Below are 12,580 nucleotides of genomic sequence, written 5' to 3'. Positions count from 1 at the left end.
GCATTTTTATTTTTACTTAATGCTCTAAATTAAGCAATTCTATCTTTCTGAATTTCTTCTACAATTTCCGGATTCAATAAAGTTGAAGTATCTCCAAAATTAGAAAAATCTCCTTCAGCTATTTTACGTAAAATTCTACGCATGATTTTTCCTGAACGCGTTTTTGGCAAACCAGAAACGAACTGAATTTTGTCCAGTTTTGCAATTGGCCCAATGTGATCAGAAATATATTGATTGATCTCTTTACTTAAGTTTGATCTGTCTCTAACTTCTCCAGTTTCTTTTAGAATTACAAAACCATATAAAGCATTTCCTTTAATATCGTGTGGGAATCCAACAATCGCAGATTCTGCAACTGCAGGATGCTCATTAATAGCATCTTCGATAGGAGCTGTTCCTAAATTATGACCTGAAACAATCACAACATCATCAACCCTACCGGTGATTCTGTAATATCCAACTTCGTCTCTTAATGCACCATCTCCTGTGAAATATTTTCCAGGGAAAGCAGAGAAATAAGTGTCTTTGTAACGTTGATGATCGCCCCAAATAGTTCTGGCGATTCCTGGCCACGGAAATTTAATACATAAACTTCCTACTACTTGGTTTCCTTCAATTTCATTGCGTTTTTCATCCATTAAAACAGGCTGAATTCCCGGTAATGGCAAAGTAGCATAAGTTGGTTTTGTTGGCGTTACAAAAGCAATTGGAGAAATCATGATTCCACCGGTTTCTGTTTGCCACCAAGTATCAACCACAGGACATCTTTTGTCACCAACGTGGTCATTAAACCAGTGCCAGGCTTCCTCGTTGATTGGTTCTCCAACAGATCCGATAACTTTAAGCGATTTTAGAGGATATTTCTGGATATAGTCTAAACTTTCTTTAGCTAACGAACGAATTGCTGTTGGCGCTGTGTAGAATTGTGTGATTTTATGTTTTTCGATAATATCCCAAAAACGGCTAAAATCAGGATAAGAAGGAACTCCTTCAAAAATTACAGTTGTTCCACCGTTCAATAATGGTCCGTATAATATATAAGAGTGACCTGTAATCCAACCAATATCTGCCGTACACCAGAAAATATCATTTTCTTCGTGACTAAAAACATTTTTAAACGTATAAGCCGTATAAACCATGTATCCCGCTGTGGTATGCACCATTCCTTTAGGCTTTCCTGTTGACCCTGAAGTATATAAAATAAACAACGGATCTTCAGCGTCCATAATTTCAGCAACACTGTTATCTAAAGCTTCATCTAATAAAGGTTGTAACCACTGGTCACGACCGTCTTTCATTTTTATTGTGGTATAAGTTCTTTTTACAACCAAAACCTTAGAAACTGAAGAACAAGTATCTAATGCCTCGTCTACAATTCCCTTTAAATCAATTGTTTTATTTCCTCTGTAACCTCCATCAGCAGTAATTACCATTTTACATTCGCAATCATTGATTCTGGCAGAAACCGCCGAAGCAGAAAATCCTGCAAAAATAACAGAGTGAATAGCTCCAATTCTGGCACATGCCAATACAGAAACAGCCAATTCCGGAATCATTGGTAAATAGATACAAACTCTATCACCTTTACGAACACCTTGCTCACGCAAAACATTCGCCATTTTCGAAACTCTTTCGTATAATTCGTTATACGTTATATGTAAAGCATCTTCAGAAGGATCGTTCGGTTCAAAAATAATAGCCGTTTTTTCTCCTCTTTTACTTAAATGTCTATCAATGCAGTTTTTTGTAATGTTAACTTTTGCCTCTGTAAACCATTTTACTTCAGCATCGGCCATATTAAAATCAACTACTTTTTCCCATTGTTGGTACCAGGTAAAATTTTCTTCAGCAATCTTCCCCCAAAACTTCCTTGGCTCCCTTATTGACTTATTGTAATGTTTAAAATATTGTTCTAAATTTTCAATTTTATAATAACTCATATGTTTTTGGAATTTTTTTATAAATGTATTAAATATCAGCGTATTCTTAAAATTATTTAGTTCATAAATTTTGTCTAAAAAAAACACATATTAAAAAAAATATTGCTTTTTTCTGCATTTACCACAAAATTTTACTTTTTTTAACAAAAAAGCGTATCGCAAAAAAGGCACAGTAAATGAATACTATGCCTTTTTATTTTAACAATTTCAATAACAATTAATTTTGTAATTCTGCATTACAATGCTTTAGTCTATTTTGAAAATAGTAGCAGCTATATTAATTATAATGAAACTTCAACAAGTACATCTATTTTACTAAATATACCCCTTTTAGGGATTAGCTTCACTTAACTTACTCACTACTAGAAGTTAAGTGAATGCAATATGCATCTATATCCATTTTTCTTAATAAGTGCTTACTAATTCAAAATATTACATAAAACAGAGATACAGTGCAAATTCCACAATCGAATATGTGGTAATTCCCAATTTATTATCCAATTTTTTTCATTGCAGTCATTGATTCTCTCAACCATGTTCCTACTTCTTCGATAGGATGTTGACGAATTTCTTTGTTTACTGCAATTAAAATAGCATTATCTACTCCGTTAGAAGTCGAGAATGGTTTTCCTATGATATTAGTTTCAACAGTTTTCATGTACTCAGTCAATAACGGCTTACAGGCATGATCGAATAAATAACAACCATATTCTGCTGTATCCGAAATAACACGGTTCATTTCAAACAATTTTTTTCTTGCGATTGTATTTGCAATTAAAGGTAATTCGTGTAATGACTCATAATAAGCTGACTCTTCGATGATTCCAGCTTCTGTCATTGTTTCGAAAGCCAATTCTACACCAGCTTTTACCATTGCAATCATTAAAACTCCATTATCAAAATATTCTTGTTCAGAAATTGGAGCATCTTGTGGAGCTGTTTTTTCGAAGTTAGTTTCTCCTGTTGCAGCTCTCCAGGTCAATAAATTTTTATCGTCGTTAGCCCAGTCAATCATCATCGTTCTAGAGAATTCTCCTGAAATAATATCATCCTGGTGTTTTTGGAATAAAGGACGCATGATGTCTTTTAATTCTTCAGCAATTTCATAAGCTTCAATTTTTGCAGGGTTAGAAAGACGATCCATCATGTTTGTAATACCTCCATGTTTCAAAGCTTCAGTGATGGTTTCCCATCCGTACTGAATTAATTTTGAAGCATACGCAGGATCGATTCCTTTTTCTACCATTTTATCAAAACATAAAATAGATCCGGTTTGCAATAATCCACAAAGAATAGTTTGCTCACCCATTAAATCTGATTTTACTTCAGCAACGAAAGATGATTTTAAAACCCCTGCTTTGTGTCCTCCGGTTGCAACTGCATAAGCTTTTGCCTGATCTAAACCAAAACCGTTTGGATCATTCTCTGGGTGAACAGCAATTAAAGTTGGTACACCAAATCCTCTTTTGTATTCTTCACGAACCTCAGAACCAGGACATTTAGGAGCACACATAATTACTGTAATATCTTTACGAATCTGCATTCCTTCTTCAACAATATTAAAACCATGAGAGTAAGATAAAGTCGAACCGTTTTTCATTAATGGCATAATGGCGGTAACTACAGCAGTATGTTGTTTGTCTGGTGTTAAGTTACAAACTAAGTCAGCAGTTGGAATTAATTCTTCATAAGTACCTACTTTGAAACCGTTTTCAGTAGCATTTTTATAAGAAGCTCTTTTTTCAGCGATTGCGTCTGCACGTAATGCATATGAAATGTCTAAACCAGAATCTCTCATGTTTAAACCTTGATTCAAACCTTGTGCACCACAGCCTACAATGACAACCTTTTTTCCTGCTAATGCCGAAATTCCGTCTGCAAATTCTGATTGCTCCATAAATTCGCAAACTCCTAATTGTTCTAATTGTAATCTAAGTGGTAATGTATTGAAATAATTTGCCATTTTGTTTTTAATATTTAATGAATGTTGTAATTTAATAATTGATTAATATGTAACTAAGATGATACTATTTGAATGTTTCTAATAATGTTGAAATTTCCATTTTTTGTTTAGAAACTGATATTCTTCCCGAACGTACAAATTGCATAATGCCGTACGGTTTAAATTTTGCATATAATTCTTCTATTTCTGAACGTCGTCCTGATTTTGAAATCACAAAGAAATCACGAGAAACTGTAACTATAGTAGCCTGACTTTCTTTGATGATATTTTGAATTTGCTTTTCATCAAACAACAAGCTTGATGCAATTTTAAACAAAGCATTTTCAAGATAAATAGTCTCTTCATCTGTGTGATAAAAAGCTTTTATGACTTCGATTTGTTTTTCGATTTGACCAACAATATTCTTAACCCATTTTTCTGTTGTATCTACTACAATAATAAATCTTGAAACATTTTCTATTTCTGATTCTGAAACGTTTAGACTTAATATATTAATGTGTCGCTTTAAGAATATTCCTGATATTCTATTTAGCAATCCCACGTTATTCTCTGAATATACCGATATGGTAAATGTTTTATCTTCCATGTTGTTTTGTTTAAAGTTTTTCTTGTTTCAAGTTTCATGTTTCACGTTGCTGAGAACTTGAAACTTGAAATCTGAAACCTGAAACTTTTTTCTTTTTAGCTTAATCTAATTTCAGAAACACAAGCTCCTGTTGGAATCATTGGGAAAACATTGTTTTCTTTTTCAACCATAACTTCTAAGAAATAAGAATCTTTTGAAGCCATCATTTCTGCGACAGCTGCATCAAGATCTTCTCTTTGTGTTACTTTTTTAGATTTAATATAATATCCTTCAGCAATAGCAACAAAATTTGGATTGATCATATTTGTTGAAGCATATCTGTTATCAAAAAACAATTCCTGCCATTGGCGAACCATTCCTAAGAATTCATTGTTTAGGATGACAATTTTTACCGGCACTTTTGTCTGGAAAATAGTTCCTAATTCCTGAATTGTCATCTGAAAACCACCATCTCCAATAATAGCAACCACTTCACGATCCGGTCTTCCCATTTTAGCTCCAATTGCAGCTGGCAAGGCGAATCCCATAGTTCCTAAACCTCCTGAAGTAATATTACTTTTGGTCGAATTAAACTTAGCATAACGACAAGCAAACATTTGGTGTTGTCCAACATCTGAAACAATAATAGCATCACCTTTTGAGTGTTTATTGATCATTTCCATGGTTTCACCCATCGAAATACCTTTACCATTTGTTGGATTCAACTCTTCGTTTATAACAGTCTCTACTTCGATTTTATGCAATTCCTTAAATTCATTGTGCCATGATTCATGAGAATTCTTTTCGATTAGAGGTAATAAAGCATTCAACGCTTCTTTTACATCTCCTAAAACTGCTACTTCTGTTTTTACGTTTTTATCAACTTCTGCAGGATCAATTTCAAAGTGAATTACTTTTGCTTGTTTTGCATACGTTTTTAAACTTCCGGTTACACGGTCATCAAAACGCATTCCCAATGCAATTAGAACATCACATTGATTAGTCAGCATGTTTGGTCCATAATTTCCATGCATCCCCAACATTCCTACGTTTAAAGGATGATCTGTTGGTAAAGCCGAAAGTCCTAAAATTGTCCATCCTGCAGGAATTCCTGACTTTTCGATAAGCGCTTTTAACTGCTCTTCGGCCTGACCAAGAATAATTCCCTGACCAAAAACGATAAATGGTTTTTTAGCGCTATTGATTAAAGCAGCAGCTTCGGCTACTTTATCTACGTTTAATTTAGGGACTGGAGTATAACTTCTGATTCCTGTACATTTTTCATAACTAAATTCGAACTCATCAAACTGAGCGTTTTTAGTAATATCAATCAATACAGGCCCCGGACGACCGGAACGTGCAATATAAAATGCTTTTGCAATGATTTCAGGAATTTCTGAAGCCTCAGTAACCTGATAATTCCATTTAGTCACCGGAGTCGAAATTCCGATAATATCAGTTTCCTGAAAAGCATCAGAACCCAGTAAGTGTTTCCCTACCTGGCCTGTAATACAAACCATTGGCGTTGAATCAATCTGAGCATCTGCAATTCCTGTAACTAAATTAGTTGCTCCAGGTCCGGAAGTAGCAATTGCGACACCTACTTTTCCTGTAGCTCTTGCATATCCCTGAGCTGCATGTGTTGCACCTTGTTCGTGACGTACTAAAACATGGTGTAATTGATCCTGAAATTTATATAATTCGTCGTAAACAGGCATTATGGCTCCTCCGGGATATCCGTAAACCAAATCTACTCCTTCTGCTAATAAACATCTTATAACGGCTTCTGCCCCTGATATTTTCATAGTATATCTTTTATTCAATGTCAAAAATCAATTTCAATATCAAAATTCAATAGCAATGGCAGAAATCAATTTTAATGACAAATTCTAAATTGATCTTTTTATATTTTATTGCTATCTGATTTTTGATATTGTTATTGTAATTGACTTTGTTATTTGTTATTGTAAAATTATTTATCGGTAACGCAACCTGTAGAAGCGCTTGAAACCGATCTTGCGTATTTAAGCAAAACTCCTTTTGTAACTTTTAACGGTGGTTGAACCCAAGCCGCTTTTCTAGCTGCAAATTCTTCGTCGGAAATTTTCAGGTCGATTGTATTTTTTACTGCATCGATCGCGATCAAATCACCATCTTTTACTAAAGCAATACCGCCACCATCATAAGCCTCTGGTGTAATGTGTCCTACGACAAAGCCATGTGAACCTCCAGAGAACCTTCCGTCTGTAATAAGAGCACAGCTGCTTCCTAATCCGGCTCCAATAATAGCCGATGTTGGTTTTAGCATTTCAGGCATCCCCGGACCACCTTTTGGTCCACAATACCTGATGACGACTACATTACCCGGTTTTATTTTTCCGGCCTCAAGACCTGGAATTACTTCAAATTCACCTTCAAAAACTACAGCTGGTCCTTCAAAATATTCTCCTTCTTTTCCGCTGATTTTTGCAACAGCACCTTCAGAAGCAAGATTTCCGTATAAAACCTGAATATTTCCTGTTGGTTTCAAGGCTTTTTGAATTTCGTGGATTACTTGTTGTCCATCTTGTAAATCCGGAGTAGACGCTAAATTCTCCGCTACTGTTTTTCCTGTTACGGTTAAACAATCTCCGTGAATCAATCCTACTTTCAATAAATATTTCATTACTGAAGGAATTCCTCCAGCTTCATGAATATCTTCCATCATATATTTACCACTTGGCTTCATGTCAGCCAATACTGGTGTTCTGTCATTAATTGCCTGAAAATCATCTAAAGTAATTTCGATATCAACAGCATGAGCCATTGCAATTAAGTGCATAACCGCATTTGTAGAACCTCCTAAAACTGCTACAATTGTAATAGCGTTTTCGAAAGCTTTACGAGTCATGATATCTCTTGGCTTAATATCTTTTTCTAATAATATCTTAATCGCTTCTCCCGCAGCAAGACATTCGTCTCTTTTTTCCTGACTTAAAGCAGGATTAGAAGAGCTGTAAGGCAAACTCATTCCTAATGCTTCAATTGCAGAAGACATAGTATTTGCAGTATACATACCTCCACAAGCACCCGCTCCCGGACATGCATTTTGAATAACTCCTTTAAAATCTTCCGGAGTAATTTCGTTTTTTACTTTTTTTCCTAAAGCTTCAAAAGCAGAAACAATGTTTAAAGATTCACCTTTCCATTTTCCGGAGTGAATTGAACCTCCATAAACCATCATCGCCGGGCGGTTTAAGCGTCCCATTGCGATCAGTGCTCCCGGCATATTTTTATCACAACCAGGAATTGCAATTACACCATCGTACCACTGCGCTCCTACAACTGTTTCTATAGAATCTGCTATTACATCGCGGGAAACCAAAGAAAAACGCATTCCTTCAGTACCGTTTGAAATTCCGTCACTAACACCAATGGTATTAAAAATAAGTCCGACCAGATTTGCATCCCAAACACCTTTCTTTACATCTTTTGCTAAATCATTCAAGTGCATGTTGCAAGTATTACCATCGTAACCCATGCTCACAATACCAACTTGTGCTTTTTTCAAATCTTCTTCAGTTAAACCAATTCCGTACAACATGGCTTGTGCCGCAGGTTGTGTTTGATCTTGGGTGATGGTTTTGCTGTACTTATTTAATTCCATTATTGTATTATTTTATTTTAATTTTTATTCAAAAAAAAACCTTCCAGTATTTGGAAGGTTTCTAATATATTTTTTCAATTATATCTATACCATTCCCGATGCATATGTGTGAATCACATTGACAACAACGACAGAAGTAATAATAATTGAGATTTGCATCATTTATTTTTTAGTGTCACAAAAGTATGAAAACTTAAAGGACTAAAAAAATAAAATCTCAACATTTCACATACTTCTTGTTATTTATTACATTATTTTAATAAAAAAACTAAACAATCGTCGACTGTCCTATATGAACGTTGTCATTTCTAAAATATAACAGATCATCCTTGCTGAAAATAAAATTTGAAACAAACTCCCCTACTTCATTTGTACCGAATTTTGAATCTGGTTTTAAATCAATTGTAACAACTTTATATTCGATTGCTTTTTCAACCGCCTGATAAATTATATTTGCTTCTTTGAATAAACCAAAATGCTCTAACAACATTGCAGCAGATAAAATCGAAGCAATTGGGTTGGCAATATTTTTTCCTTTTGCCTGAGGATATGAACCGTGAATTGGCTCAAACAAAGCATTTTTTTCTCCTAAAGATGCTGAAGCTAATAATCCGATAGAACCCGTAATAACACTTGCTTCATCTGATAAAATATCTCCAAATAAATTTTCTGTCAAAATCACATCAAATTGTTTTGGATTCAAAATCAATTGCATTGCTGCATTATCCACAAATAAAAAATCTAAAGCTACATCAGGATAATTAGCACTCACTTTCTGAACTACTTTTCTCCATAATCTTGAGGTTTCCAAAACATTTGCTTTGTCTACCATTGTCAGCTTTTTGCGTCGGTTTTGTGCTGATTTAAAAGCTAAATGTGCAATTCTGGTAATTTCTTCTTCTGAATATTCACATAAATCCGAAGCGTGTGTACCTTCTTCATTTAATGTTTTAGCTCCAAAATAAGCACCACCTGTTAATTCTCTGAAAATAGTAAAATCAGCTCCATCGATAATTTCTCTTTTTAAAGGAGAAGCATCAATTAATGCTTTATAAGGTTTTATAGGACGAATATTAGCAAACAATCCTAATTCTTTACGTAGTTTTAATAATCCCTGCTCCGGACGAACTTTTGCATTTGGATTATTGTCATATTTAGGATCTCCAATGGCGCCAAATAAAACTGCATCTGTATTTAAACACAAATTCAGTGTTTGCTCCGGCAATGGATTTCCCGTTTTGTCAATAGCAATCGCTCCCATGAGAGCCTCTTCAAAAACAAATTCATGATTGTACACTTCTCCAATTGCATACAAAGCCTTTTTGGCTTGTGCAATTACTTCCGGCCCAATTCCGTCTCCTGGTAAAACTGCTATTTTCAAATTCATAACGTCTCGTTCTTTATGTATTTAAATCCTTATTTTTTTGTCTTTGTTCTTTCGTCTTTATTCTATTCTCTTTGCTCTATTTTCTTTGCTCTATTTTCTTTTTTCAACTAGCTTCTTACTAATTCGTCCTGAATTTTAGCAGCTTCAATAATTTGATGAATATCTGCATCTATCACTTCTTTTTTGATATCTGCAAATTTCAAAAACTCGATGTATACAATGTCTAATTGTACTTTTGTAAGCTCGTAACCTACTTTTTTAGCACGGTAAGCTAAAGCAGCTCTTCCGCTTCTTGCTGTAAGTATAATCGAAGATTCATTGACACCCACATCAAGCGGATCCATGATTTCGTACGTTGCTCTGTTTTTGATTACACCATCCTGGTGAATTCCGGAACTGTGTGCAAAAGCATTTGCTCCAACAATAGCTTTATTAGGTTGCACGATCATTCCCATACTTTCAGAAACCAATCGGCTCATTTCATTCAATTCTCTAGTATTAATGTTGGTATCAAGATTTAAGTAAGGATGTTGTTTAAAAATCATTACTACTTCTTCAAGAGCAGTGTTTCCAGCTCTTTCTCCAATACCATTAATAGTACATTCTATTTGTCTTGCTCCATTTATAGCACCCGCAATAGAGTTTGCAGTTGCCATTCCTAAATCATTATGACAGTGACATGAAAGGATCACATTTTCGATTCCTTTTACGTTTTCTTTTAGATATTTTATTTTTGCACCATATTCTTCCGGTAAACAATATCCTGTTGTATCTGGGATATTCAATACGGTAGCTCCGGATTTAATCACTTCTTCACAAACCTTAGCCAAAAAAGCGTTATCAGTTCGTCCGGCATCTTCTGCATAAAACTCAACATCTTCTACATAAGATTTTGCGTGTGATACAGCATATTTTGCTCTGGCGATAATATCTTCTCTTGTGGTATTTAATTTATGAAGTATGTGAGATTCAGATGTTCCGATTCCTGTGTGGATTCTAGGTCTTTTAGCATGCTTTAAAGCAGCTGCAGCAACATCAATGTCGTTCTTTACGGCTCTTGTTAGTCCGCAGACGGTTGCGTTTTCTACAATTTTACAAATCTCAGAGACCGATAAAAAATCGCCCGGACTTGACACAGGAAAACCTGCTTCGATAACGTCAACTCCCATTTTATCAAGTCTTTCTGCGATAACTAATTTTTGTTTAGTATCTAACTTACATCCTGGAACTTGTTCGCCGTCGCGCAAAGTGGTGTCAAAAATTTGAACTTTCTCTCTATTCATATTCATTTATTTAATGTAATTTCACATCTTGATAACAAATATATATTGTACTTCTTCAGTATGAAATTCATTTTAATGAAATTATACTGTTCATAAAGCAATTTATAACGTATTAAATAACTAAAAACCAATAAGTTACACTATTATATTTTACAATGGCTAACCATCAAAAAGATTTCTTATTTGTATTAATAAAATCACTTTCTAAATCCGAAAAAAGACAGTTTAAGATTTTTGCAAGCCGGTTGGAGACTAGTTCAAATACTAAATTCATCGAATTATTTAATATTTTAGACAAGTCGGAAAACTACGATGAAAAGCTTATTCTGAAAAGCGGAATCATTAAAAAAGTACAGCTATCTAATTTAAAATCATACTTATACAAGCAAATTCTGGTAAGTATTCGATTGAATATTCCGAGTCAGAACATTCGTTATCAATTGCGCGAACAAATAGATTTTGCTGTTATACTATATAATAAAGGACTATATAAACAGAGTTTGAAAATTCTGGACAAGACAAAAATCATTGCGCTGGAAAATGATGAAAAATATATGGCATATGAAATTGTTGAGTTCGAAAAACTAATCGAATCTCAATATATTACCCGTAGTATTCAAGGTCGCGCCGATGAATTGGTTATTCAGGCCAAAGAATTGAATTACAGAAATACGATTTCAAGCAAATTATCGAATTTATCGCTCCAGTTATACGGAATCATGCTAAAAACCGGTTACGTAAAAAGTGATGAAGAATACAAATATATAGACGATTATTTCAATAAACATATTGCGAAACTTGACGAAAGTAAATTTGGTTTCCGTGAGAAATACTGGTTTTACAATGCTAATTTATGGAGAAGTTTCCTTGTTCAGGATTTCCTCGCAAGCTATAAATACGCTTATAAGTGGGTAAGATTATTTTATGATAATCCCAATATGATTATTCAGAATCCTGTTTTCTTTTTAAAAGGAAATCATTATTTTCTGGAGTCTTTATATATGTTGAAATACAAATCGAATTTCAAGAAATATCTAACACTTTTAGAAGAAACGATTGAGGATCCAAAATTTCCTGTAAATGACAATATTGCATCGCTGTCATTTTTATACGTTTATAATAACAAACTAAATCTGCACATTCTGGAAGGTACTTTTGCTGAAAGCGAATATTTGATTCCTGAAATTCTGGAAAAAATTAAAATTCACAGCGAACATCTTGATGAACACCACGAAATGTTGTTTTTCTATAAAATTGCTTCGATCTATTTTGGAAGTGAAAAGTACACAGAATGTATTTTTTATTTAGATAAAATAATCAACAATAAGAACTTATCGATGCGAGAGGATTTAATGTGTTTTGCGAGACTATTGTCTTTAATTGCGCATTATGAGCTTGGAAAAGATTATTATCTTGAAAATCACCTTAAAAACACGTATAAGTTTCTAATAAAAATGAATGATCTTCATGAAGTTCAAAAAGAAATTATCAAGTTTTTAAGGAACCTAAACAACTTATATCCTGCAGATATCAAAAAAGAATTCATCAAAATGCGTTTGCGTTTTATTGAATTAGAAAAGAATACTTATGAGAAAAGAGCTTTTCTTTATTTAGATATTATTTCGTGGCTTGAAAGTAAAATCGAGAATAGAAAAATTGCTGATATTATTAAGGAAAAAGCAAAATTGAATAGTCGATAGAAATTAAATTTCAAATTTGATCTCGAAACATCGGGGACAAATTCCAATAAAAAAGCCTGAAAAGATCTTAATCTTTTCAGGCTTTTGTCATTTCGA

8 protein-coding genes are annotated in these 12,580 nt (G+C 33.9%); 1 reads left to right on the top strand and 7 read right to left on the bottom strand.

The features are described 5' to 3' along the window. Positions 1-29: 29 nt before the first annotated feature. From acs to LNP81_RS19195, 7 genes are all read right to left on the bottom strand, one after another. On the bottom strand, positions 30-1,940 hold the full coding sequence (acs, locus tag LNP81_RS19225) for an acetate--CoA ligase (RefSeq protein WP_230038633.1): 1,911 nt from the start codon (positions 1,938-1,940) through the stop codon (positions 30-32). 493 nt (positions 1,941-2,433) lie between these two features. Beyond that, positions 2,434-3,903 (bottom strand): ketol-acid reductoisomerase, encoded by a 1,470-nt coding sequence (gene ilvC, locus LNP81_RS19220; RefSeq protein ID WP_230038631.1) that lies wholly within the window; start codon positions 3,901-3,903, stop codon positions 2,434-2,436. A gap of 64 nt (positions 3,904-3,967) precedes the next feature. Next, positions 3,968-4,489, bottom strand: a complete 522-nt coding sequence (ilvN, locus tag LNP81_RS19215) for an acetolactate synthase small subunit (RefSeq protein WP_230038629.1) — start codon at positions 4,487-4,489, stop codon at positions 3,968-3,970. Between the two features lie 95 nt (positions 4,490-4,584). Further along, positions 4,585-6,273, bottom strand: coding sequence for a biosynthetic-type acetolactate synthase large subunit (gene ilvB / locus LNP81_RS19210; RefSeq protein WP_230038627.1), 1,689 nt, complete (start codon positions 6,271-6,273; stop codon positions 4,585-4,587). A 167-nt stretch (positions 6,274-6,440) separates the two neighbouring features. Next, positions 6,441-8,114, bottom strand: coding sequence for a dihydroxy-acid dehydratase (gene ilvD, locus LNP81_RS19205; RefSeq protein ID WP_230038625.1), 1,674 nt, complete (start codon positions 8,112-8,114; stop codon positions 6,441-6,443). A gap of 268 nt (positions 8,115-8,382) precedes the next feature. Further along, a complete protein-coding gene (leuB, locus tag LNP81_RS19200; RefSeq protein WP_230038623.1) occupies positions 8,383-9,501 on the bottom strand; it encodes a 3-isopropylmalate dehydrogenase in 1,119 nt (372 codons plus the stop codon). Positions 9,502-9,608: 107 nt separating this feature from the next. Beyond that, positions 9,609-10,784: a 2-isopropylmalate synthase gene (locus LNP81_RS19195; RefSeq protein ID WP_230038621.1), complete on the bottom strand. Its 1,176-nt coding sequence runs from the start codon at positions 10,782-10,784 to the stop codon at positions 9,609-9,611. Between the two features lie 155 nt (positions 10,785-10,939). Between LNP81_RS19195 and LNP81_RS19190 the strand changes: the two genes are divergently transcribed. After that, positions 10,940-12,484: a hypothetical protein gene (locus LNP81_RS19190; RefSeq protein WP_230038619.1), complete on the top strand. Its 1,545-nt coding sequence runs from the start codon at positions 10,940-10,942 to the stop codon at positions 12,482-12,484. The last annotated feature ends 96 nt before the right edge of the window (positions 12,485-12,580 follow it).

Origin of the sequence: Flavobacterium piscisymbiosum, from assembly GCF_020905295.1 — a bacterium.
GTDB classification, from domain to species: Bacteria; Bacteroidota; Bacteroidia; order Flavobacteriales; family Flavobacteriaceae; genus Flavobacterium; species Flavobacterium piscisymbiosum.
The sequence above is the reverse complement of the archived record's forward strand: the minus strand, read 5'-3'. Positions and strand labels throughout refer to the sequence as shown.